Here is a 24,403-nt window from a genome sequence, read left to right on the forward strand (position 1 = left end):
CGGCCGCTGGCCGGCAATCGCGACGCCGTCGAGGATCCATGGGTTGCCGGCCAGCGGCCGGCACTACCGGTCCGCGCAGGACCTACTGACGGCGTACCGACTGCACGACCGACAGACGACGCAGGCGGCGCATCACTTCGGCCAGGTGGTTGCGGTCGCGTACCTGGATGTTGAACGCCAGCACGGCGGCGTTGAAGTCGCGGTCCAGGTAGTCCACGCGCTCGATGTTGGAATGGCTCTGGGCGATGGCGGCGGCCAGCTGCGCCAGCACGCCAGTGCCGTTCTCTACTTCCACCACCAGCGAAGTGTCGTAGTCGCCGGAGACGGTGGTGTCCCAGCCGATCGGCACCCAGCGCTCGGGCGACTTGCGCAGCTCGGCCAGGTTCGGGCAGTCCATGCGGTGCACCACGATGCCCTTGCCGGCGGTGTGGTAGCCCATGATCTCGTCGCCGGGAATCGGCTGGCAGCAGCCGGCGAAGGTGACCACGCCGCGCTCGCTGCCGTTGATCAGGATCTTTTCCTGCGAATGGTGGCGCGAATGCGGGCCGCCACGCAGTTCGGCGTAGGCCATCAGCGCCTGCGCGGCCTGGGTCGGCATCCAGTTGCCCAGCGCCACCTCGGCCAGCAGCGCCTCCAGACGCGGGAAACGGTGCTCGGCCAGGAACGCATCCAGGCGCCCCTTCGGCAGCCGTTCCAGCGACGAATCCATCGCCTCCAGCGCACGGTCGAGCATGCGGTGGCCGAGCTGCACGGCATCTTCGTGCTCCAGCTGCTTGAGCTGGTGGCGGATGGCAGTGCGCGCCTTGCTGGTGACCACGAATTCCAGCCACTGCGGTTTCGGCGTGGCCGAGCGTGCGGTGATGATCTCCACCGACTGCCCCGACACCAGCTTGGTGCGCAGTGGCACCAGTTTCTTGTCCACGCGCGAGGCCACCGCCATGTTGCCGACATCGGTATGCACGGCGTAGGCGAAATCGAGCGCGGTGGAATTGCGCGGCAGGGCCAGGATCTTGCCCTTCGGCGTGAACAGGTAGACCTCGTCCGGGAACAGGTCGACCTTGACGTTGTCGAGGAACTCCAGCGAGGAGCCGGCGGCGCGCTGCGAGTCGATCAGCTCGACGATCCAGGCGTGGGCACGGCTCTGCGCGCTGTTGGGCGAATCGCCACCAAACTTGTAGGTCCAGTGCGCGGCCACGCCGCGCTCGGCGATCAGGTCCATTTCCTCGGTACGGATCTGCACTTCGATCGGCGAGCCATACGGCCCGAACAGCACGGTGTGCAGCGACTGGTAGCCGTTGGCCTTGGGAATGGCGATGAAATCGCGGAAGCGGCCATCCAGCGGTTTGAAGGTGGCATGCACCGAACCCAGCGCGTGGTAACAGCTGGGCACGCTGCGCACGACCAGGCGGAAGCCGAACACGTCCATCACCTGGTCGAAGGATTTGTTCTCGTCGCGCATCTTGTTGTAGATGCTCCACGGGGTCTTGATGCGGCTGATCAGCCGATGCTCGATCCCCTCCTTGGCCAGGCGCTGCGACAGCTGCACTTCCACCTGCGCCATCGCCTCGCGGCGCACCACCGGCTGGCTGCGGATGTGTTTTTCAATGATGGCGTGGCGCCACGGGTAGAGCGCCTTGAAGCCGAGGTTCTGCAGCTCGCTCTTGACCAGGCTCATGCCCAGGCGCTGGGCGATGGGTGCGTAGATCTCCAGCGTCTCGCGGGCGATGCGGCCGCGCGCTTCGCGGCTCTGCGCGCCCAGCGTGCGCATGTTGTGCAGGCGGTCGGCCAGCTTGATCATGATCACGCGCAGGTCGCGCGACATCGCCAGCAGCATCTTGCGGAAGCTCTCGGCGGCCGCTTCCTGGCGGTCGCGGAACTTCAGCTTGTCCAGCTTGGTCACGCCGTCGACCAGTTCGGCCACGGCTTCGCCGAACTCGGCAGCCAGCGCCTCGCGGGTGAGCGGGGTGTCTTCGATGGTGTCGTGCAGGATCGCGGCGATCAGCGCTTCCACGTCCAGGCCGAGCTCGGCCAGCACCTGGGCCACGGCCACCGGATGGGTGATATAGGGCTCGCCCGACTTGCGCGTCTGCCCTGCGTGCGCGGAGGCACCGACTTCCCAGGCACGGCGCAGCAGCGGCAGCTGTTCCGGCGGCAGGTAATGGGCGGCGCGTTCAAGCTGGAGGACGTAGTCGGGTACGGCGGCAGCGGGGGCTGCGGCGACCTTGGCAGTGGGGCCTGGGTTCATGCCCGAAGCCTATTCCAGCGCGACGTTTACGGCAAATCCTGAATGCGAAACAGCCCGCACGGGGCGGGCTGTTCGGCGATCCAGCAATGACGTTGATCGATGCGATCAATCGTCGTTCTTGGACATGTCTTCGTCGGCGACCACTTCGGCGGCAGCCCACTCCAGCGCTTCGCGCTCGGCGCGCTCACGCTCGGCCTTCTCGACTTCGTCGATCAGCGCGTTGTCGATCTTGCGGGCGGCGATTTCGCGCAGCGCCAGCACGGTCGGCTTGTCCTCGGTCTCGCTGTTGTCCAGCGTGGCCTGCACGCCGTTGGCGAGCTGGCGGGCACGCTTGGAAGCCATCATGACCAGTTCGAAACGGTTGTTAACGACTTCCAGGCAATCTTCTACGGTGATGCGGGCCATACGGGCTCCCGGCGACCGGTCGGCCGCTCAGTCGAATGAGGGAAAGGGGACGGAGTGTACTGGCAGGGGCTGGACAAAATCAAGCCAACCCCCACCCGATTCTTTTGGAATCAGTCAGTTGCACCCGGATCGGGGGTCAGCAGAGCCTGGATCAGGCCGGCGTGGCGGACCTTCTGGGCCTCCCGGCGCAGGCGGCTGGCGGTGAAGATGGCGCACAGCTCGTCCACGGCGGTGTCGAACACCTCGTTGACGATGACGTAGTCGAACTCGTTGAAGTGCAGCATTTCATCGCGTGCCGCGCCCAGGCGCTGGGCGATGACCGCCTCGCTGTCCTGGCCGCGCTTGCGCATGCGGTCCTGCAGGGCCTGCTTGGACGGCGGCAGGATGAACACGGTGACCGTGCCCGGCACCAGCTGGCGCACCTGCTGCGCACCCTGCCAGTCGATTTCCAGCAGCACGTCCTGGCCGGCGGCCAGCTGCGGCTCCACCGACTGCCGGGCGGTGCCCTTCCAGTCGCCGTGCACCCAGGCATGCTCGAAGAAGTCGCCGGCGGCGATCATTTCCTCGAACCTCTCCGCAGAGACGAAATGGTAGTGCTGGCCGTTCACTTCACCCGGGCGCATCGCGCGCGAGGTGAAGGAGATCGACAGGGCGATCTGCGGGTCACGCGCCAGGGTGGCGTTGACGATGCTGCTCTTGCCGGCGCCGGACGGGGCGGCCACGATGTACAGCGTGCCGCGCGCAACGGCGTCCGACGGCTTCGACGGGGCGCTCATGCGCGGAACCCAATTGGTTGATTTCGCAAAATTTTTCCTCGGTGTTCCAGGTCCGGCGCGGAGGATCGCGCCAGGACGGCGGGGGCTGCGCGGAACATCCTGGAACCAGGCCCGGCAGACGCTTCCCCAGGGGGCGGGCACGCAACTTTACCAGAGCAGGCCCTTTCCGGGCCCGTCCGGCAGGCGCCGCGCCTTGTGCCACATGGGCATCCGGAGGCCTGTGCTATAACCGGCCCGTACCCAACGACAGCCCGGAGGCCTGCGCCTCCCCGCCATCCCAGGAGAACGGCATGCCATCGATGAGCCGCCGCCAGTTCCTGAAAGTGACCGGGACAACCCTGGTCGGCTCCAGCCTGGCATTGATGGGCTTCGCGCCCGGCATCGCGCTCGCGGAGGTCAGGCAGTACAAGCTGACCCGCGCGACCGAGACCCGCAACACCTGTACCTACTGTTCGGTGGCCTGCGGCATCCTGATGTACAGCCTCGGCGATGGTGCCAAGAACGCCGAACCGAGCATTTTCCACATCGAGGGCGACCCGGACCATCCGGTGAACCGCGGCACGCTGTGCCCGAAGGGCGCCGGCCTGGCCGACATCATCCACAGCAAGTCGCGCCTGCTCTACCCCGAGTACCGCGCGCCGGGCTCGAACGAGTGGAAGCGGCTGAGCTGGGACGATGCGCTGGACCGCATCGCGCGGCTGATGAAGGAAGACCGCGATGCCAACTTCGTGCAGAAGAACGAAGCCGGGCAGACGGTCAACCGCTGGCTGACGACCGGCATGCTGGCGGCCTCGGCCACCAGCAATGAAACCGCGGTGCTGACCCACAAGGTCGTCCGCTCCCTCGGCATGCTGGCATTCGACAACCAGGCACGTGTCTGACACGGCCCGACGGTGGCAGGTCTTGCCCCGACGCTAGGCCGTGGTGCGATGACGAATCACTGGGTCGACATCAAGAATGCCGACCTGATCCTGATCATGGGTGGCAATGCCGCCGAGGCGCACCCGTGCGGGTTCAAATGGGTGACCGAGGCCAAGGCACACAACAAGGCACGCCTGATCGTGGTCGATCCGCGCTTCAACCGCTCGGCCGCGGTGGCCGACGTGTACGCGCCGATCCGCACCGGTACCGACATCGTGTTCCTGGGGGGCCTGATCAACTACCTGCTGACCGAGGACCGCATCCAGCACGAGTACGTGCTGAACTACACCGACATGTCGTTCCTGGTGAAGGACGAGTTCGCCTTCAAGGACGGCCTGTATTCGGGCTACAACGAAGAGAAGCGCAGCTACGACCGCTCCAGCTGGGACTACGCCTACGGTGATGATGGCTTCGTGCGCAGCGACCCGACGCTGAAGGACCCGCGCTGCGTCTACAACCTGCTCAAGCAGCACTATGCGCGCTACACGGTGGAGATGGTCGAACGCATCTGCGGCACGCCGGCCGACAGCATCCGCCAGATCTGGGACATGATCGCGTCCACCGCCGGCAAGGACAAGGCGATGACCATCCTGTACGCGCTGGGCTGGACGCAGCACTCGATCGGCGCGCAGAACGTGCGTGCCGGCACCATGGTGCAGCTGCTGCTGGGCAACATCGGCGTGGCCGGTGGTGGCATGAACGCCTTGCGAGGGCATTCCAACATCCAGGGCCTGACCGACATCGGCCTGATGTCCGACCTGCTGCCCGGCTACCTGACCCTGCCGAAACAGGACGAGCAGGACTACGAGGCCTACATCGCCAAGCGCACGCAGAAGCCGCTGCGCGCCAACCAGATGTCGTTCTGGCAGAACTACCCGAAGTTCCACGTCAGCCTGATGAAGTCGTGGTGGGGCGATGCCGCCACCGCCGACAACAACTGGTGTTTCGATTACCTGCCCAAGCTCGACAAGCCGTACGACATGCTGCAGGCGTACGAGCTGATGAACGAAGGCAAGATCCACGGCTACATCTGCCAGGGCTTCAATCCGCTGGCCTCGGCGCCGAACAAGGGCAAGCTGATCAGCGCGTTCTCCAAGCTGAAGTTCATGGTCAGCATGGACCCGCTGGAAACCGAGACCATCGCCTTCTGGCAGAACCACGGTGCGTTGAACGACGTCGACCCGAGCACGATCCAGACCGAAGTATTCCGCCTGCCGACCACCTCCTTTGCCGAGGAGAACGGCGCGGTGGTGAACTCCTCGCGCTGGCTGCAGTGGCACTGGAAGGGTGCCAACCCACCGGGCGAAGCACGCAGCGACATCGAGATCATGTCCGAGCTGTTCCATCGCATCAAAGCGCTGTACGAGAAGGACGGCGGTGCGTGGTGGGAGCCGGTGCGCGACCTGGCCTGGAACTACGCCAACCCTGAGGTACCCACGCCCGAAGAGCTGGCGATGGAATACAACGGCAAGGCGCTGGCCGACGTGTTCGATCCGAAGGACCCAACCAAGCTGGTGCGCAAGGCCGGCGAGCAGCTGGCCGCATTCGGCGACCTGCGCGACGACGGCAGCACCGCCTCCGGCTGCTGGATCTACATCGGCGCCTGGGGCCCGACCGGCAACATGATGGCGCGGCGTGACAACAGTGACCCCACCGGCATCGGCAACACGCTGGGCTGGGCCTGGGCGTGGCCGGCCAATCGTCGCGTGATGTACAACCGCGCCTCGTGCGACGCCGCCGGAAAGCCATTTGATCCACGGCGCACGCTGCTGGCGTGGAACGGGAAAAACTGGGGCAGCGTGGACGTGCCCGACTTCAAGGCCGACGAAGATCCCGCCGGCGGAATGGGCCCGTTCATCATGAACCCGGAGGGCATCGCGCGCTTCTTCGCCAAGGCCGGCATGGCCGAAGGCCCATTCCCTGAGCACTACGAACCGTTCGATACACCGCTGCGCAGCAACCCGCTCAGCCCCGGCCAGGCACTGACGCTGAACAACCCGGCCGCCCGCGTATTCGCCAGCGATCGCGCACAGATCGGTTCACCGGACGAGTTCCCGCATGTGGCCACCACCTACCGACTGACCGAGCATTTCCACTTCTGGACCAAGCACGGCAAGTTGAACGCCATCATCCAGCCCGAGCAGTTCGTCGAGATCGGCGCGGCGTTGGCCGACGAGCTGGGCATCAACAACGGCAGCCGCGTGCGGGTCAGTTCCAAGCGCGGCCACATCGAAGCGGTCGCCATGGTGACCAAGCGCATCAAGGCCCTGCAGATCGATGGCCGGACCGTGCACCAGGTGGGCGTGCCGATCCACTGGGGCTTCCTCGGTGCGGCCAAGCCCGGATACATCGCCAATACGCTGACCAACGCCATCGGTGACGGCAACTCGCAGACGCCCGAATCGAAGTGCATCCTGGTCAAGGTCGAGAAGGTGTAGGAGACACGCCATGTCACTGCAATCCCTGGACATCATCCGCCGCTCGGCCACCACCACGCCCTCGCCGGAGGCGCGTGGTGCGCACACCGGCCAGGTCGCCAAGCTGATCGATGTGAGCAAGTGCATCGGCTGCAAGGCCTGCCAGGTCGCCTGCATGGAGTGGAATGACCTGCGCGACGACGTGGGCAGCTGCGTTGGCAGCTACGACAACCCGCCCGACCTGAGCGATCAGTCGTGGACGGTGATGAAGTTCCGCGAGTACGAGGACGAGAAGGGCAAGCTGGAGTGGCTGATCCGCAAGGAAGGCTGCATGCACTGCAGCGATCCGGGCTGCCTGAAGGCCTGCCCGTCGCCCGGTGCCATCATCCAGTACGCCAACGGCATCGTCGACTTCCAGGAAGAGAACTGCATCGGCTGCGGCTACTGCGTGACCGGTTGTCCGTTCGACGTGCCGCGCATCTCCAAGAAGGACCACAAGGCCTACAAGTGCACGCTGTGTTCGGACCGGGTTGCGGTGGGCCAGGAACCGGCCTGCGTGAAGACCTGCCCGACCGGCGCAATCACCTTCGGCAGCAAGCAGGCGATGACCGAGCATGCGGCCGGACGCGTGGAAGACCTGAAATCGCGCGGCTACGAGAACGCCGGCCTGTACGACCCGCAGGGCGTCGGCGGAACCCACGTGATGTACGTGCTGCAGCACGTGGACAGGCCGGAGCTGTATGCCGACCTGCCCAAGGACCCGCGCATCAGCCCGATGGTGGAGGTGTGGAAGGGCGTGGCCAAGCCGCTGGGCGTGCTGGCGATCGCCGCCACCGCCTTCGCCGGCTTCCTGCATTACATCGGCATCGGCCGCAACACGGTCAATGACGAGGAAGAAGAGGAAGCCGAGCACGAGGCGAAGAAGATCGAAGAGGAGCAGCGGCCATGAAGTACGCCCCGCACCCGCGCCAGATCATCCGCTACCGCGCACCGACCCGCATCAACCACTGGATCGTGGCAATCTGCTTCGTGCTGACCGCGCTGTCCGGGCTGGCGCTGTTCCACCCTGCCCTGTTCCCGTTGACCCAGTTGTTCGGTGGCGGACCGTGGACGCGCATCCTGCATCCGTTCATCGGGCTGGCCATGGTGGTGGGCTTTGCGCTGCTGGCGTTCCGCATGTGGCGCGACAATCTGCCAACCGCCGACGATCGCGCATGGATGCGCGGCATGCGCGATGTACTGCGCAACGAGGATGAGAAGCTGCCGCCGGTGGGCCGTTTCAATGCCGGCCAGAAGCTGCTGTTCTGGGCCATCATCGGCTGCCTGTCGGCGCTGCTGCTGACCGGCTTCGTGATCTGGCGGCAGTACTTCAGCCACTTCTTCCCGATCGGGGTGATCCGCTTCTCGGTGCTGGCCCATGCGCTGTTCGGCTGGGTGCTGGTGTGCGCGATCGTGGTGCACATCTATGCGGCGATCTGGATCAAGGGCTCGGTGCGGGCGATGACCCAGGGCAAGGTGACCTATGGGTGGGCGTACAAGCACCACCGGCAGTGGTTCCGGGACATCCTGCGCGGACGTCGGGAAGAGGGTTAGCGGCAGGGCCTGCGGCCCTGCACCCGCAGAGGCAAGGTCAACGTCAAGAGCGGGCTTCCTGAGGGGTGGCGGGGTGGATCCGGTTGCGGGGGACGCCGTCAACCCGTCCTTGGGGGCTTGGCCGCGGCATCCATGCCGCGGACACCCCCGCAACCGGATCCACCCCTCCTTCGACAGTTTCCCGCTGCTGTCGGAATGGCATGAGCTGCTCTTGGTGGGTGTCGACCTTGGTCGACACGATGAACATGGCAACGACCGAAACCGGTTTTTGTAGAGTCGAGCCGTGCTCGACTGCTTTGCTCGACTGCTTTGGCATGGGCACGCTGGACGCGAGCGCCGACAACGGCGAGGATGGAGGCTGGTTCTTCTGGCTGGCCCTGCATGGCGCAACGCATCCTTGAACCCGGTGAGATCGAGACGCTCGCCTCGCGCGATGTGCCGCGCATCATCCTGCCCGATATCGAGTCACTGTTCGCTGAGCGCGCGACGCGCCTGCGCAGCCTGGCCGCGCACAGTGCCATCGGCGGTTACCTGCAGCTGCTGGCGGCGTTGGCCGATGCACAGCAGGCGCTGCTGGATGAACTGACACCGCAGCAGCGCGAGGCACTGCAGTCGCAGGCGCGCGCGCAGCAGTCGAGTGCGGCGGCCGGTGCCGGCATGCCGTTGCGGCCGGCCAACACGCTTCAGCTGGATGGATGCTGGCGCGACTGGCTGCGCACGCTGTGCCAGCACTGTGCCGACGAAGCCGGGCTGCCGGTGGAAACCCGGCAGGAGCTGCAACGCGTCGCGGCTGCCGACGACGCCTGGCTGGATGCGCAGGCGCACGCGGTGCTGGAGCGCGATGACGCGCCGTCGGTGGATGCGGTCGCTGCGCTGCTGGTGATGAACGCACTGCAGGTTTACTGGGCGGTGCTCGCAGCCAGCTTCCGCCCTACCGACCTGAAGCCGCTGGCTGATGCGCCAGGGCTGTGCCCGCTGTGCGGCACGTTGCCGGTGACCAGCGTGGTGCAGGCACGCCCACCCTATGCGTCCTACCGTTACCTGTCGTGCTCGCTGTGCGCCTGCCAATGGCACTACGTGCGCGTGCAGTGCAGCCAGTGTGGTGCCGCCGGCAAGGACATCGCCTATCGCGCCCTGGCCGATGTGGACGGCGACAGCGGCGAGGCGGTGCGCGAGAGCGCGGTGCGTGCCGAGACCTGCGACCACTGCCACAGCTACCGCAAGATCCTGTATCTGGAAAAGGACCCGTCACTGGAGCCGGTGGCCGATGACCTCGGCACGCTGGCGCTGGATCTGCTGCTGGCCGAGGAAGGCTATGCGCGTGCCAGCCAGAATCCTCTGCTGTGGCAATCCGACGGCGACTGAGGCGATGACAGCCATGTCCCCCGCCCCGGCATCGGCCGCCGCCCTGCCCTCGCTGGACCGGGTGCTGCGCCTGCCTGCACTGGCGCCACTGATCGAAGGCCACGGTCGAAGCCGCATCACCCAGCTGCTGCGTTCGCACCTGCAGGTGCTGCGTGAGCGTGTAAGCGCCAGCCAGTTGTCGACCGCGCAGCTGCAGGAAGCGGTCGACGGCCCGGCGCTGGTGGCAGCGGTCGAGGCCGCACTGGCAGCCGATGCACGGCTGGACCTGCAACCGATGTTCAACCTGACCGGCACCGTACTGCATACCAACCTGGGTCGCGCATTGCTGCCCGAGGCCGCGGTGCACGCGGTCAGCCGCGCGATGACCGCGCCGGTCGATCTGGAGTTCGACGTCATCCGTGGCCGTCGCGGCGACCGCGATGCGCGGGTACAGGCACTGATCTGCGAGCTGACCGGTGCCGGAGCCGCCACTGTGGTCAACAACAATGCGGCAGCGGTCCTGCTGCTGCTCAACAGCCTGGCCAACCGCCGTGAGGTGGTGGTGTCGCGCGGCGAGCTGGTGGAGATCGGCGGCGCTTTCCGCATCCCGGATGTGATGCGCAGCGCGGGCGCTCGGCTGCTGGAAGTGGGTACCACCAACCGCACCCATGCGGCCGACTTCACCAACGCCATCGGCGCGCGCACAGCGCTGCTGATGGAGGTGCATGCCAGCAACTACGCGATCACCGGATTCACTGCCAAGGTCGACACGGCGGCGATGGCCGCGATCGCGCACGAGCATGGCCTGCCGCTGGTGGTGGACCTGGGCAGTGGCAGCCTGTGCGATCTGGCCACGTTCGGCCTGCCGCACGAACCCACCGTGCAGGAAACGCTGACGGCCGGCGCCGATCTGGTTTCATTCAGCGGCGACAAGCTGCTGGGTGGTCCGCAGGCCGGCATCATCGCCGGCCGCGCCGACCTGATCGCGCGGATCAACCGCAACCCGCTGAAGCGGGCACTGCGCATGGACAAGATGGGCCTGGCCGCACTGGAAGCGGTGCTGGCCCTGTACCGCGAACCCGAGCTGCTGGCACAGCGGCTGCCGACACTGCGCACGCTCTCGCGCACGCAGGATGACATTGATGCGCAGGCCCAGCGCCTGCTGCAGCCGATGCGTGCCTCGCTCACGGCGGACTACACCCTCGGGCCCGCTTCGATGCACAGCCAGATCGGCAGCGGCGCCCAGCCACAGGCGCAGCTGGCCAGCGCCGGACTGCGCATTACCAGCGCGCGCCGTGGCGGACTGGATCGGCTGGCCAAGCGCCTGCGTCAGCTGCCGCGACCCGTGCTGGGCCGCATTGCCGATGACGCGCTGTGGCTGGACCTGCGCTGCCTGGAACCGGCCGACGAAGCCGACTTCCTCGCCCAGTGGAGCACGCTGCAGGCATGATCGTCGGCACCGCCGGGCATATCGACCATGGCAAGACCAGCCTGGTGCGGGCACTGACCGGCATCGAAACCGATCGCCTGCAGGAAGAGCGTACGCGTGGTATTTCCATCGAGCTGGGCTATGCCTATGTTCCTGTGGAACGCAGGGACGGCACAGGTCCTGTCGCGACGCTGGGTTTCGTCGACGTGCCGGGCCACGAGCGCTTCGTGCACACGATGGTGGCCGGCGCCACGGGTATCGACGGCGCCCTGCTGGTCATCGCTGCCGACGACGGCGTGATGCCACAGACCCGCGAGCATCTGGCCATCCTGCAGCTGCTGGGCGTGAACCGGGGTGCGGTGGCGCTGACCAAGATCGACCGTGTGGACGCGGCGCGCCTGGCCCGGGTCGAGATCGAGGTCGCTGCCCTGCTGGCCGGCACGCCACTGCAGGATTCCCCTGTGTTCACCTGCAACAGCACCGCACCCGACGATGCTGGCATCAACGCGCTGCGTACCCAGCTGCACGCGTGGGCGGCGGACGATGCCAGCACGCGCCAGGCCGAACTGCGCAGCGAGCTGTTCCGCATGCCGGTGGACCGCGTGTTCTCGCTGGCCGGTCATGGCACGCTGGTGACCGGTGCAGTGCACGGCGGCATCGCCTCGGTGGGTGAGCATCTGCAGCTGATGCCGGCCGCCACTGAAGTGCGCATACGCAGCATCCACGCGCAGAACCAGGCCAGTGACCACGCGATGGCCGGGCAGCGCTGCGCGCTGAACCTGGCGGCCATCGCCCGTGATGACATCCGTCGCGGTGACTGGATCGCCGACGCACGCGCACTGCTGGCCACCACCCGCGTTGATGTGCGGTTGCGGCTGTCCGCGTTGGCCGCACCGTTGCGCGACTGGGCACCGCTGCATATCCACTGGGGCACGATGCACCGGCAGGCCCATGTGGTGCTGCTGGAGGACCATGACCACGGTGATGGGCAGTTGGTGCAGCTGGTGTTCGATGCTCCAGTCTGTGCGATGTGTGGCGATCACTTCATTGCCCGCGATTCAGCGGCCACCCACACGCTGGGCGGCGGCCTCGTGCTCGATCCGGACCCGCCACAGCGGCGCCGGCGCAGTCCTGCACGGCTCGCATGGCTGGGAGCACTGGAGCAACTGGCCGCGGGTGCGGGAATCGGCCCACTGTTGCAGCAGGCGCCCTTCGGCGTTGCCATGGCCGCGCTGCAGCGTTACTGCCGGCGCGCCGCCGACCGGATCGATCTTCCTGCAGACACGCGACGCATCGTCACCCGCGAAGACACGGTAGTCATCCTTGTGTCGCACTGGCAGGCATTGCGCGAGCAGGTGATCGCCTCACTGCGTGGATGGCATGAGCGACGCCCGGACGAACCCGGTGTCGACAGCGGCCGCCTGCAGCGCAGCACCCTGCCCGCACTTGCAGCGAGCCTCTGGAATGCGCTGCTGCAGGACCTGTTGGACGACGGCAGCGTGCAACGCGTGGGTGCCTGGTGGCGCCTGCCCGGGCATGACCATGCGCCACCGGAACGCGAGCGTCTGCTGCTGGAACGCGTGCTGCCGCAACTGCACGCCGGTCGCTTCGATCCGCCGTGGGTGCGCACCCTTGCTGCCGAGATCGGCCTGGCCGAAGACGAAGTCCGCGCCGTCCTGCGCCGTGCCACCGCACGTGGCGAGCTGTTCCAGGTGGTGCCGGACCTGTTCTATGCACCCGCGTGCATTGCGGAACTCGCCGCGATCGTCGCGCAGCTGTCACAGGCCAGCGGCACGGTGGATGCGGCCACGTTCCGCGATGCCATCGGCCTGGGCCGCAAACGCAGCATCCAGATCTTGGAGTTCTTCAATCGCGTTGGCTACACTCGACGCGTCGGTGACCAGCATCGGCCGCGCGGCGACCTGCAGTGGAACGCAGCCCGCGACTGAGCCCACCGGTACCGCCGTACTTTCGGAAGGCATGCGCATCCGGGCATGCGGCTGGGCTTCAAACCCAGTAGGGGGCGTCGATCGTTCCCTGGTAGGTTCGACTCCTGCTGCCTTCCGCCATTCGCGTTCCCGCAGGAGATGTCGGCATGGCCACGCACGCGCAGTCCCCCGCCCCTTCAACGGCCGATGCCCCGCAACGACTGACCTCTCTCGCGCATGGCGGCGGCTGCGGCTGCAAGATCGCGCCGGGCGTGCTGAGCGAACTGCTGCGTGGCGTTCCAGCACTTCCGGCACCGGCTGAGCTGCTGGTGGGCCGTGAGAACAGCGACGACGCCGCGGTGTATCGCCTCGATGACCGGCAGGCGATCGTCGCCACCACCGACTTCTTCATGCCGATCGTCGACGACCCGTTCGACTTCGGCCGCATCGCGGCCACCAACGCGCTGTCGGACCTGTATGCGATGGGCGCGCGCCCGCTGTTCGCACTGGCCATCGTCGGCATGCCGATCAACACGCTGCCGCAGGACACGATCCGCGGCATTCTGCAGGGTGGCGAACGCGCCTGCGCCGATGCTGGCATCGTGGTCGCTGGTGGCCACAGCATCGATTCGGTGGAACCCATCTACGGCCTGGCTGCGATCGGCGTGCTCGACCCGCAACGACTCAAGCGCAATGCCGATGCCCGCGCCGGCGACGTGCTGGTGCTGGGCAAGCCGTTGGGCGTGGGCGTGTATTCGTCGGCGCTGAAGAAGGAAGTGCTGGATGCCGACGGCTACCGGCAGATGATCGCGTCGACCACCCGCCTGAACACCGTGGGCGTGCCGCTGGCCGCGCTGGACGGTGTGCATGCCATGACCGACGTCACCGGCTTCGGCCTGCTCGGCCACCTGCTGGAAGTGTGCCGCGCCAGTGGTGTCGCTGCCGAGGTGGACAGTGCACAGGTGCCGCTGCTGCCGCAGGCGCTGGAGCTGCTGCAGCGTGGCTGCGTGACCGGCGCTTCCCACCGCAACTGGGCCTCGTATGGCGCCGAGGTGCGCTTCGCCGAGGGCTTGGCCGCCCATTGGCAGCCGCTGCTGACCGATCCGCAGACCAGCGGCGGACTGCTGGTGTCGTGCGCTCCGGAGGCGGTGGATGCAGTGCTGGCCTGCTTCCACGACGCGGGGTTCGGCCAGGCAGCCGTGGTCGGGCGTTTGAGCGAAGGAGCGCCGGGCGTCAGCGTGCGCTGATGCGCTGGAACGACAAGGGCGCCCGAAGGCGCCCCTGCTGTACCGCTGGATGCAACATCACTCGATGTTCTGCACCTGTTCGCGGATCTGGTCGATCAGCACCTTCAGCTCCACCGCCGCATTGGACGTACGGCTGTCCACGGACTTCGAGCCCAGCGTGTTGGCTTCGCGGTTGAACTCCTGCAGCAGGAAGTCCAGGCGGCGACCGACCGGCTCGCGCTGCTTGAGCACGCGGCGGATCTCGACGATGTGGCTGCCGAGGCGGTCCAGCTCCTCATCCACGTCCAGCTTCTGCAGCCACAGCACCAGTTCCTGCTCGGCGCGGCCGGGGTCGACCGGGTGCGGCAGGTCGGCCAGGCGTGCGGCCAGCTTGGCGCGCTGGCCGTCGCGAATGGCCGGAATCAGCGTGCGGACTTCGGTGGCGATGCGTTCGATGCCGTCCACACGCTCGCTGATGGCCGCAGCCAACTTGCCGCCTTCGCGCTCACGGGCCTCGACGAAGCCATCCAGCACCTGGTCCAGCAGCGCCAGCGCCTCGACCTGCAGGGCGGCGGCGTCGGTGGCCTCGCCACGGGTCACGCCCGGCAGCTGCAGCAGGTCGGTGAAGCTGACCTGCAGGTTGGGGAAATCGGAGGTCAGGCGGTGCGCCAGGCGGCCCAGCTGGCCCAGCAGGGCCTCGTCCACCTGCAGGTTGGCCGCCGCTTCCGGCGCGCGCAGGCGCATCACCAGATCCAGCTTGCCACGGCTCAGGCGCGCGGCGATGCGCTCGCGCAGCTGCGGTTCGAGCGCCCGCAGTTCCTCGGGCAGGCGGGTGCCGACCTCCAGGAAACGGTGGTTGACCGAGCGCAGCTCGCAGCCCAGCGTGCCCCACGGGGTGACCCGCTCGCCGCCGGCGTAGGCGGTCATGCTTCGAATCATGGATTGTGTCCGGTGCGTGCAAAGGGGGAATGGTACCCTAGCGCCCTCACCAGAGCCCCCTTGCCCGCCCCGTGAAGGCCGCGGGCGTGGCGGCGTACTCCCTCGCCATTACGGAACCCGCACCATGTCCGATTCCCGCCCCAGCGGCCGCCAGCCCGACCAGCTCCGCCCGGTCGTCATCCAACGCGGCTTCACCCGCCACGCCGAAGGTTCGGTGCTGGTGTGCTTCGGTGAAACCCGTGTGCTGTGCACCGCCAGCGTCGAGAACCGCGTGCCGGGCTTCCTGCGCGGCAAGGGCGAAGGCTGGGTCACCGCCGAGTACGGCATGCTGCCACGCGCCACCCACACCCGCAGTGACCGTGAAGCCGCGCGCGGTAAGCAGGGCGGCCGCACCCTGGAGATCCAGCGCCTGATCGGCCGCAGCCTGCGCGCCTGCGTGGATCGCAACGCGCTGGGCGAGCGCACCATCACCCTCGACTGCGACGTGCTGCAGGCCGACGGTGGCACCCGCACGGCCGCCATCACCGGCGCCTACGTGGCGCTGGTCGATGCGGTGAACGTGCTGATCAAGCGTGGCGACATCAAGCGCAACCCGATCCTGGGCGCAGTGGCCGCCGTATCGGTAGGCGTGTACCGCGGCACCCCGGTGCTGGACCTGGACTACGCCGAAGACAGCGACTGCGACACCGACATGAACGTGGTGATGAACGACGGTGGAGGCTTCATCGAGCTGCAGGGCACCGCCGAAGGCCACGCCTTCCGTCGCGATGAACTGGATGCGCTGCTGGGCCTGGCCGAAAAGGGCGTGGGCGAACTGCTGGCCGCACAGCAGGCGGCGCTGTCGGCATGAACCGCCGCATCGCCCTGACCACCCTGGTGGTGGCCGACTATGACGAAGCCATTGCCTGGTACACCGGCAAGCTCGGCTTCGCACTGTTGGAGGACATCGACCAGGGCCACAAGCGCTGGGTGGTGGTCGGCCCGACCGACGGCAGCGCCGCCGCCCTGCTGCTGGCCCGCGCCAGCGACGAGGAGCAGCGCAGCCGCATCGGCAACCAGACCGGCGGCCGCGTCGGCTTCTTCCTCAACACCGACGACTTCCGCCGCGACCACGCGGCGATGGTCGCCGCCGGCGTCGAGTTCCTGGAAGCGCCGCGCGAAGAACCCTATGCAACGGTTGCGGTGTTCCGCGATCTGTATGGCAACACCTGGGACCTGCTGGAGCCCCGTCAATGAAGAAACTGGTACTGGCCAGCCACAACGCCGGCAAGCTGGTGGAGATGCAGGAGATCCTTGCCGATCTGCCGCTGCAGATCACCTCGGCCGCCGAACTGGGCCTGGGCGATGTGGAAGAGACCGGCCTGACCTTCGTCGAGAACGCGCTGCTGAAGGCACGCGCAGCCTGCGAAGCGACCGGCCTGCCGGCGCTGGCCGATGATTCGGGCCTGATCGTCGATGCCCTCGGCGGTGCGCCGGGCCTGTACAGCGCACGCTATGCCGGCCACCCGACCAATGCCGCAGCCAACAATGCCAAGCTGCTGGACGCGATGACCGATATTCCCGATGGCCAGCGCAGCGCCCGCTTCTATGCGGTGATCGTGCTGCTGCGCCACGCCACCGACCCGCAGCCGTTGATCTGCGAAGGCCGCTGGGAAGGGCAGATCATCCGCGAACTGCGCGGCACCAATGGTTTCGGCTACAACCCGGTATTCCTGGACACCACCCACGGCCTGACCGCCGCGGAAATGGAGCCGGCACTGAAGAACGCCATCAGCCACCGCGCCATTGCCCTGCAGCAGCTCAAGCAGCAACTGGCGACGCTGTACTGACGCCACCCGATCGACCCAGGGAAGCCGGCCAGCGGCCGGCACTACCGAAGAAGCCCATGCCGCACGCCCACGACCACTGCAACCACCTGCCCGGCGAAGCCTGCTCCGCCGACCACGACAACCCGCCGCGGCTGGTGCCGCCACCGCTGTCGTTGTACGTGCACCTGCCGTGGTGCGTGCGCAAATGCCCGTACTGCGATTTCAATTCGCACCAGGCCAAGGGCGAGCTGCCGTTCGACGCTTATATCGATGCGCTGCTGCGCGACCTCGACCAGGACCTGCCGCTGGTCTGGGGCCGGGTGGTGCACAGCGTGTTCTTCGGTGGCGGCACGCCCAGCCTGTTCCCGCCGGAGGCGATCGACCGCTTCCTGCAACAGGCCAGCGCACGCCTGCGTTTCGCGCCCAATGCCGAAATCACCCTGGAAACCAACCCGGGCACCGCCGAACATGGCCGCTTCGACCGCTATCGCGCGGCCGGCGTGAACCGCCTCAGCTTCGGCATCCAGAGCTTCGACGACGCCATGCTCAAGCGCCTGGGCCGCATCCACGACAGTGGCGAAGCCGAGCGCGCGGTGAAGATGGCGCAGGACGCGGGCTACGACAACTTCAACATCGACCTGATGTACGCGCTGCCGGAACAGACCCTGGCCGGTGCCGAGGCCGACCTGGAACGCGCGTTCGCGCTGCAGCCGGCACACATCTCCCACTACCAGCTGACCCTGGAACCGAACACGGTGTTCTTCGCGCGGCCGCCGCAGGGCATTCCCGATGAAGACAACGCCTGGGACATGCAGGAACACTGCCAGGCATTGCTGGCACAGGCCGGTTTCGGCCAGTACGAGGTCAGCGCCTATGCGCGCCCCGGCCGGCAGAGCGCGCACAATCTGAACTACTGGCGCTTCGGCGACTACCTGGGCATCGGTGCCGGCGCGCACGGCAAGATCAGTTCCGGCGCCGGGGAGCATGTGCTGCGACGTTGGAAGCTGAAGCACCCGCAGGCCTACCTGGACAGCGCCGGCACGCCCGCCTCGTTCGGCGGCGACGATGTGATCGCGCCGGAGCGCCTGCCGTTCGAGTACATGCTCAACCTGCTGCGCCTGCACGAAGGTTTCGGCCTGCGCGATTTCGAGTCGCGCACGGGGCTGCCGCGCAGCGTGCTGGACGCTCCCCTGGCCGAGGCCGTGCAGCGCGGCTGGCTGGACATGACCGATGGCCATGTGCAGCCGACCGAGCTGGGCCGCCGCTTCACCAACGATGTGGTGAGCCTGTTCCTGGAGGATTGATCCTCGCCTGACAGAGGATCGTTCCGGCCGCTGGCCGGCAATCCGGTGAAGACATATCTGCCGGCCAGCGGCCGGCACCACCGTTCATCGGTCGGGCCAGGCCCGGCGGATGCGATTCACGTTCAGCCTAAAGTAGCGCCGACATCGGCCGACACGGTAGATTCACCAGATCGATCCGCGGGAATCCGGGTACCGCCTGCCGATGTCAGCTGTCTTTTCCATCACTCCTGCCGACAAGAACCGCCTGGCCGCCAGCGATCTGCCACCGCGGGTACGTGAGCTGCTGGGCGCGCTGATCGGCCTGTGCCGGCAGACGCTGGCGGCGCCCCTGATCCTGACCGTCGAGGCGCTGGAGCAGACCCTGCTGCACGACGCCGACCGCGCACGCAATCCGCAGCAGCAGGCCGAGCTGATGGCCCAGCGTGGACAGCTGCACGCCTTCGCCGGCCATTTCGCCGATCGCATGCTCGATGCCGTGGCCGACGCCCTCGCGCGGTTGCGCGAACCGGTCAGCGGTGTCAGTACCAGTGCTGGGCCGCCAGCGCTGCCGGGCATGCTCGGGCTGTCGCTGGTTGATGAGCACGAAGTGGATCGCGACCTGCTGCTGACCGAGATGGTGCGGCGCGAAACCCTGCGTTCAACCAACACACTGAACCTGCTTGGCCAACGCCTGGGCGTGCTGGCGGCGGCGCCGGCCTTCGAGGCCGACACCCTGCCACTGGCACCGCAGGCACTGTGCGCGATGGTGCGCCGGATTGCCGAACAGGACGCGCTGAGCGTCGAGGTACAGCTGGCGCTGTATCGCAGTTTCGAACGGCAGGTGCTGGAACGGCTGGGCGATATCCTTGACCGTGCCAATGCCCTGCTGGCCCAGTCCGGTGTACTGCCGGGGCTGGTCTACACCCCCTACCTGGCACGCTCGTCGAGCACGCGGCGGATCATCACCCAGTCGGTGGGGGGCGGCCGCACCACGCAGCCGGCCAAGCGCACCGCAGCCCCCCTGACAGGCTGGAACGGTTCGGCACCGGCCGGCTCCTGGTCCAGCCTGGTACAGGACGCCTTCCACGAGGGCGGCGCAGGCGGCCCCGCCACGCCGGGCGTGACCACCTCCACCGGCAGTGCACTGCATGAACTGCTGCAGCAGGCACGGCACGGCAGCCCTGCCCCGGCGGACAGCGGCGCGGTGCCCAGCGCGGCAGTCGACGCGGTACTCGCGCGCCTGCAGGCCCAGTCCAGTGCGGCAACCGGTGTGGCCGACCTGCAGGCTGCCGTGGTCGCGCAGCTGCGCAGCGAGCATGGTGCGCAAGCCCAGCTGGGCAGTCACGACCGGGACAACCTCGACCTGCTGCGCATGCTGATGCAGCAGGTGCAACAGCAGCAGCGCCCCGATCCAGTGCCGGCCGCGCTGCTGGCCCGCCTGCAGGTACCTCTGGCACGCGCCGCCATGGCCGATCCGGGCTTCTTCGTGCGCGACGAACACCCCGCGCGTGAGCTGCTCAATCAGATCGCCGAAGTCGGCGCCAACTGGCTGGGCGATGAGGATGTCGACCCGCAGTTGCTGCAGCGCATGGCGCAGAGCGTGCAGGGCCTGCTGGGGCAGGATGCGCGTTCGCCGGAAGTCTTTGCCGCCGCTAGTGAAGACGTGCAGCAGCACCAGCGCGCGGCGGCCCATCGTGCCGAACTGGCCGAGCGCCGCCATGTGGAAGCCGCGCGCGGCAAGGAACGATTGGAACTGGCCCGTCGCCAGGCCACCGCACAGATCGACCAGTGCTGCGACACCCGGTCGCCACCGCGCTTCGTGCAGACCTTGTTGCGCCAGGCCTGGGCCGATGCACTGACCCTCACCCGCCTGCGCCATGGCGACGATTCACCGCAATGGCAGGAGCGCCTGCAACAGACCGAGCGCATCGCTGCCATCACCGCGCAGGCCATCGACGCTCCCGGCGGCACCGATACCGTACTGGCAGCGGACGTGGAGGCCGCATTGCTGCAGGTCGGCTACCACGCCGAGGAAGCCGCCGCTGTCGCGCGCAGGCTGGCCACGCCCGGCGGCGAGGATGAAAGCACCTCGCGTACCGAGCTCAGCGCACGCCTCAAGGCACGTGCGCGCCTGGGCGAGCACGCCGGCACGAACAGTGGCGCCGCACCTGCCACGCCGCGCAGCAGCGCCGAAGAAGCCGCCTACCAACAGCTGTCCAGCCTGCCGTTCGGCAGTTGGTTCGACATCGACACGGGCGATGGCACGATGCGCCGCCAGCGCCTGTCCTGGTACAGCCTGCTGACCGGCCACGCGTTGTTCGTCAATGCGCGCGGGCAGAAGATCACCGATACCGACCTGGATGCGCTGGCACGGCAGATCAGTGCCGGGCGCGCGCAGCTGGTCACCGAAGACAAGGGCCGGCTGGTCGACCGTGCCTGGGAAGCCAGCCTCGGTGCGCTGCGCGCACTGGCCACGGCTCGCGCACAGGAGACCCCCGCATGAAAGCCGTACCGCCGCAGGACACCCGCCGCGCGCCGCGCCGCCAGGTCTCGGACCTGGTGCCGGTTACCGACCAGATGCGCGAGTGCGTGGTCGGGCGCCTCGGCAATGTCTCCGAAACTGGCATGCTGATGCTGGCCAGCATGCCGCTGCGCGAGGATGCGCTGTACCAGCTGCGCTTTCCCTTGCCGTTGGGTGATGGCCGCCAGCAGGCCATCGACGTAGGCGTGCATCTGCTGTGGAGCGAGCCCGCACACGTTCCCGGGCAGAGCTGGACCGGCTTCCGCTTCCTGACCCTGTCGCGCGAACATCGACAGCTGCTGCGGCAGTGGGTGGGCGAAGACAGCGACGAGGGACCGGTTTCGACGGCCTGAGTGCCGGTTCCGGCACAGCGGTTTTTCGCGGTATGCGGCAGAATCTAAGGCCGTTTTCCGTGTCGAGCCACCGCAATGATCCAGCAAGACCCCGGCGCCCTGTATTCCGACCACCTGGCCGTGCTGTGCCGACGCGCCGAGCAGGCGCTGGCCCGCGGCGGCTTCGACCATCTGGTGGTGCCCAGCGGCACCCTGCACTACCAGGTGTTCGACGACCGCGACTACCCGTATGCGGTCAACCCGCAGTTCAAGGCCTGGCTGCCGCTGACCCGCGTGCCCAACAGCTGGATCGTGTTCACCCCGGGCAAGCGCCCGGCAGTGATCTTCCACCAGCCCTTCGACTACTGGCACGTGGTACCGGACGCCCCCAGTGGCTGGTGGGTGGAGCACTTCGACATCCACATCATCCGCAAGCCCGAAGAGGCGCTGGCCCTGCTGCCGGCCGACCCGTCGCGCTGCGCGATCCTGGGCGAGCCGCAGAGCGCACTGGGCAACTACGTGCCGAACAATCCAGCGCCGGTGGTGAACTACCTGGAATGGCACCGCGGCAGCAAGACACCGTATGAAATCGCACTGATGCGCCAGGCCCAGGTGCTGGGCGTGCGCGGCCACCGCGCCGCCGAGGCCTCGTTCCGCAACGGTGCCGACGAATTCAGCATCCACATGGCGTACTGCCAGGCCGTCGGCCAGGATGCCAACGAGCTGCCCTACGGCAACATCGTGGCGTTGAACGAACACGCCGCCGTGCTGCATTACACCGAGCTGGGCCGCAAGGCACCGCAGCCGCTGCGCAGCTTCCTGATCGACGCCGGCGCCAGTGCGCACGGCTACGCCAGCGACATCACCCGCACCTACGCCGCGCAGGGCCACGACGAATTCGCCGCGATGATTGCGGCCGTCGACGCCGCCCAGCAGCAGATGTGCGCAGCGGTGCGCCCGGGCTTCGACTACAAGCAGCTGCACGTGGACGCACATCTTTCGCTGATGGGCGTGCTGAAGGACTTCGGCGTGATCAAGGTGTCGCCACAGACCGCGCTGGAGACCGGCGTCAGCGCCGCATTCTTCCCGCACGGCATCGGCCACCTGATCGGCCTGCAGGTGCACGACGTGGCCGGCTTCGCCGCCAGCGACGAGGGCGGCCGCATCGAGCGCCCGGCCGGCCATCCCTACCTGCGCCTGACCCGCGTGCTGGAACCGGGCATGGTGGTGACCATCGAGCCAGGCCTGTACTTCATCGACATGCTGTTGAACGAAGTGAAGGACGCCGGCCATGGTGATGCGATCAACTGGGAGCGCGTGGACTTCTTCCGTCCGTATGGTGGCATCCGCATCGAAGACGAAGTGCTGTGCACTGATGGCGAGGCGGACAACCTGACGCGGCCGGCGTTTGCGGCGGCGAACGGCTGAGCCCCTCGTGGTGGGGCGCTGAATTCAGAAGCCGCGCTTGGTGGGGCGGGTAGGCCATGCAGGGGACGCTGCAAGTACGTCCCTGTAAGCTCGATGGCGCCATCCATGGCGCCAACGCCCCTGCATGGCCTACCCGCCCCACCTTTGACAGTTTCCTGCCGCGTCCAACCACGGAAAAGAAAAAAGAAAAGCAGAAGCGGGTCGCTCGCTGCGCTCGCTCTGTGTCGACCACGGTCGACACCTACCCAACAGCCGCGTGAACCTGTCGAAGGCGGGGTACTGTGGGTTTGCGGGGTGTGAGCGGCATGGATGCCGCGACCAAGCCCCCATGGACGGGTTTACGGCGTCCCCGCAAACCCACAGTGCCCCGCCATCCCACGGAATGCCCGCTGTTGCTGTTGCTGTTGAGGTTGCTGTTGAGGTTGCCGGCCAGCGGCCGGCACTACCGCAGGTGCAGGGCTGCAAGCCCTGCAGAACACCCCTTACCCCGCCATCACCGCTTCAATCTCGTCGGCGCTGCGCGCCAGGCCTTCGGTCAGCACGCGATGGCCATCGTCGGTGATCAGCACGTCATCCTCGGTACGGATGCCGATACCGCGCCAGCGCGGCTCCACCGTCGTGTCATCCACGCCGATGTACAACCCCGGCTCGATGGTGAACGCCATGCCCGGCTCCAGCAGACGCGAGTCACCGGCCAGGCGGTAGTCGCCCACGTCGTGCACGTCCATGCCGATCCAGTGCCCGGTCTTGTGCCGGTAGAAGCGCTGGTACAGGCCTTCGGCCAGGTTCTTTTCCAGCGTACCCTTCAGCAGGCCCAACCGCAGCAGGCCCTCGGTCAGGGTCTGCACTGCGGCGAGGTGACCGGCCTCGTACGGCACGCCCGGCCTGGCCTGGGCCAACGCAGCGGCCTGCGCATCGCCGACCAGGTCGTGCAGTGCACGCTGCTCGGCACTGAAGCGGCCATTCACCGGGAACGTGCGGGTGATGTCACTGGCGTAGCCACGGTACTCGGCACCGGCGTCGATCAGCACCAGCTCGCCGTCGCGCGAACGCGCGTTGTTGTCGCGGTAATGCAGGATGCAGCCGTTGCGGCCGGCGCCGACGATGCTGCAGTACGCGGGCACCGCATCATTGGCGCGGAACACGCGTTCCAGCTCCGCCTGCAGTTCGTACTCGTGGATGCCGGCCCTGGCGGCCTTCATCGCGGCCAGATGCGCACGCACGCTGATCTGCGCGGCGTGGTGCATCAACGCCACTTCGGCACCGGACTTGAACAGGCGCTGCTCGTGCAGCAGGTGGCCCAGTTCGAGGAACTCGTGCGGCGGCTGCGCACCGTGGCGCACCTGCGAACGCACGCGGTTGACCCAGCCGATCAGCTTCAGGTCGAAGTCGGCATCCCGGCCGAAGTGGTAGTAGACGCGCGAACGGCCTTCCAGCAGGCCCGGCAGGATGTCGTCCAGATCATTGATCGGGTAGGCGTCGTCCATGCCGTACTGCGCCACCGCGCCTTCCTGGCCGGCGCGGCTGCCGTCCCAGGCTTCGCGTTCGGCATCGCGCTCGCGGCAGAACAGGATGGCCTCGCCGTGGCGTCGGCCCGGGATCAGTACCAGCACTGCTTCCGGCTCCGGGAAGCCGCTCAGGTACTGGAAATCCGAATCCTGCCGGAACGGATAATGGGTATCGAGGCTGCGCACCTTCTCGGCCGCCGCCGGCAGCACCAGGATCGCGTCCTCGCCGGCCATGTCCATCAGCTGGCGGCGGCGACGCTTGTACTCGCCGGCGGCAATGCCGGTGCGCTGCTTGATGTC

At 67.5% G+C, this 24,403-nt stretch carries 20 protein-coding genes and 1 tRNA gene; 16 read left to right on the forward strand and 5 right to left on the reverse strand.

Annotation, left to right across the window (positions count from 1 at the left end; all coding sequences use genetic code 11):
* Positions 1-82: 82 nt before the first annotated feature.
* The 3 genes from H4O10_RS20515 to gmk all read right to left on the reverse strand — a co-directional run bounded on the left by H4O10_RS20515 (position 83) and on the right by gmk (position 3,426).
* Complete coding sequence (locus H4O10_RS20515; protein ID WP_005410876.1) at positions 83-2,245, reverse strand: bifunctional (p)ppGpp synthetase/guanosine-3',5'-bis(diphosphate) 3'-pyrophosphohydrolase; 2,163 nt, start codon at positions 2,243-2,245, stop codon at positions 83-85.
* A 105-nt stretch (positions 2,246-2,350) separates the two neighbouring features.
* Positions 2,351-2,650 (reverse strand): DNA-directed RNA polymerase subunit omega, encoded by a 300-nt coding sequence (rpoZ, locus tag H4O10_RS20520; protein WP_005410877.1) that lies wholly within the window; start codon positions 2,648-2,650, stop codon positions 2,351-2,353.
* Positions 2,651-2,760: 110 nt separating this feature from the next.
* Complete coding sequence (gmk, locus tag H4O10_RS20525) at positions 2,761-3,426, reverse strand: guanylate kinase (RefSeq protein WP_032956072.1); 666 nt, start codon at positions 3,424-3,426, stop codon at positions 2,761-2,763.
* A 290-nt stretch (positions 3,427-3,716) separates the two neighbouring features.
* Here gmk and fdnG point away from each other — a divergent pair, with 290 nt between their 5' ends.
* The 9 genes from fdnG to selD all read left to right on the forward strand — a co-directional run bounded on the left by fdnG (position 3,717) and on the right by selD (position 14,305).
* Positions 3,717-6,785 carry a formate dehydrogenase-N subunit alpha gene (gene fdnG / locus H4O10_RS20530; RefSeq protein ID WP_141097869.1) on the forward strand — a complete coding sequence of 1,023 codons (3,069 nt, stop codon included), beginning with the start codon at positions 3,717-3,719 and terminating at the stop codon, positions 6,783-6,785.
* A gap of 10 nt (positions 6,786-6,795) precedes the next feature.
* Complete coding sequence (gene fdxH, locus H4O10_RS20535; RefSeq protein WP_033834948.1) at positions 6,796-7,713, forward strand: formate dehydrogenase subunit beta; 918 nt, start codon at positions 6,796-6,798, stop codon at positions 7,711-7,713.
* Positions 7,710-8,357, forward strand: a complete 648-nt coding sequence (locus tag H4O10_RS20540; protein WP_005410882.1) for a formate dehydrogenase subunit gamma — start codon at positions 7,710-7,712, stop codon at positions 8,355-8,357. The genes fdxH and H4O10_RS20540 overlap by 4 nt, the downstream gene beginning before the upstream one ends.
* A 245-nt stretch (positions 8,358-8,602) precedes the next feature.
* Complete coding sequence (locus tag H4O10_RS20545; protein ID WP_154213984.1) at positions 8,603-8,758, forward strand: hypothetical protein; 156 nt, start codon at positions 8,603-8,605, stop codon at positions 8,756-8,758.
* Positions 8,739-9,722, forward strand: coding sequence for a formate dehydrogenase accessory protein FdhE (gene fdhE / locus H4O10_RS20550; RefSeq protein WP_033834950.1), 984 nt, complete (start codon positions 8,739-8,741; stop codon positions 9,720-9,722). The genes H4O10_RS20545 and fdhE overlap by 20 nt, the downstream gene beginning before the upstream one ends.
* 4 nt (positions 9,723-9,726) lie before the next feature.
* Positions 9,727-11,151, forward strand: a complete 1,425-nt coding sequence (gene selA / locus H4O10_RS20555) for an L-seryl-tRNA(Sec) selenium transferase (RefSeq protein WP_049453943.1) — start codon at positions 9,727-9,729, stop codon at positions 11,149-11,151.
* The gene (gene selB, locus H4O10_RS20560) at positions 11,148-13,079 is read left to right on the forward strand and encodes a selenocysteine-specific translation elongation factor (RefSeq protein ID WP_049453950.1); all 1,932 of its coding nucleotides are present in this window, start codon (positions 11,148-11,150) and stop codon (positions 13,077-13,079) included. The genes selA and selB overlap by 4 nt, the downstream gene beginning before the upstream one ends.
* 24 nt (positions 13,080-13,103) lie before the next feature.
* Positions 13,104-13,199, forward strand: a tRNA-Sec gene (locus H4O10_RS20565).
* A gap of 26 nt (positions 13,200-13,225) precedes the next feature.
* Positions 13,226-14,305: a selenide, water dikinase SelD gene (selD, locus tag H4O10_RS20570; RefSeq protein ID WP_033834952.1), complete on the forward strand. Its 1,080-nt coding sequence runs from the start codon at positions 13,226-13,228 to the stop codon at positions 14,303-14,305.
* Between the two features lie 57 nt (positions 14,306-14,362).
* On the opposite strand, the gene H4O10_RS20575 is transcribed toward selD, so the two are convergent.
* On the reverse strand, positions 14,363-15,223 hold the full coding sequence (locus tag H4O10_RS20575) for a YicC/YloC family endoribonuclease (RefSeq protein WP_005410888.1): 861 nt from the start codon (positions 15,221-15,223) through the stop codon (positions 14,363-14,365).
* Between the two features lie 124 nt (positions 15,224-15,347).
* Between H4O10_RS20575 and rph the strand changes: the two genes are divergently transcribed.
* From rph to pepQ, 7 genes are all read left to right on the forward strand, one after another.
* On the forward strand, positions 15,348-16,073 hold the full coding sequence (gene rph / locus H4O10_RS20580) for a ribonuclease PH (RefSeq protein ID WP_043034086.1): 726 nt from the start codon (positions 15,348-15,350) through the stop codon (positions 16,071-16,073).
* Positions 16,070-16,459 (forward strand): VOC family protein, encoded by a 390-nt coding sequence (locus tag H4O10_RS20585; protein WP_005414366.1) that lies wholly within the window; start codon positions 16,070-16,072, stop codon positions 16,457-16,459. The genes rph and H4O10_RS20585 overlap by 4 nt, the downstream gene beginning before the upstream one ends.
* Positions 16,456-17,052 (forward strand): RdgB/HAM1 family non-canonical purine NTP pyrophosphatase, encoded by a 597-nt coding sequence (gene rdgB / locus H4O10_RS20590; protein ID WP_033834954.1) that lies wholly within the window; start codon positions 16,456-16,458, stop codon positions 17,050-17,052. Before H4O10_RS20585 ends, rdgB begins: the two co-directional genes overlap by 4 nt.
* Before the next feature lie 56 nt (positions 17,053-17,108).
* Complete coding sequence (gene hemW, locus H4O10_RS20595; protein WP_049453945.1) at positions 17,109-18,335, forward strand: radical SAM family heme chaperone HemW; 1,227 nt, start codon at positions 17,109-17,111, stop codon at positions 18,333-18,335.
* A 202-nt stretch (positions 18,336-18,537) separates the two neighbouring features.
* A complete protein-coding gene (locus H4O10_RS20600; protein ID WP_049453947.1) occupies positions 18,538-20,817 on the forward strand; it encodes a DUF1631 family protein in 2,280 nt (759 codons plus the stop codon).
* Positions 20,814-21,188, forward strand: coding sequence for a PilZ domain-containing protein (locus tag H4O10_RS20605; protein WP_005410894.1), 375 nt, complete (start codon positions 20,814-20,816; stop codon positions 21,186-21,188). The genes H4O10_RS20600 and H4O10_RS20605 overlap by 4 nt, the downstream gene beginning before the upstream one ends.
* Before the next feature lie 75 nt (positions 21,189-21,263).
* Positions 21,264-22,595 (forward strand): Xaa-Pro dipeptidase, encoded by a 1,332-nt coding sequence (gene pepQ, locus H4O10_RS20610; protein WP_049453948.1) that lies wholly within the window; start codon positions 21,264-21,266, stop codon positions 22,593-22,595.
* A 482-nt stretch (positions 22,596-23,077) separates the two neighbouring features.
* Here the strand turns inward: pepQ and H4O10_RS20615 are convergent, their stop codons facing one another.
* Positions 23,078-24,400, reverse strand: coding sequence for an aminopeptidase P N-terminal domain-containing protein (locus H4O10_RS20615; protein WP_088470160.1), 1,323 nt, complete (start codon positions 24,398-24,400; stop codon positions 23,078-23,080).
* Positions 24,401-24,403: the final 3 nt, after the last annotated feature.

The sequence above is a fragment of the Stenotrophomonas sp. I18B00994 genome (genome assembly GCF_014145825.1).
In the GTDB taxonomy this organism is placed as follows: Bacteria; Pseudomonadota; Gammaproteobacteria; order Xanthomonadales; family Xanthomonadaceae; genus Stenotrophomonas; species Stenotrophomonas maltophilia.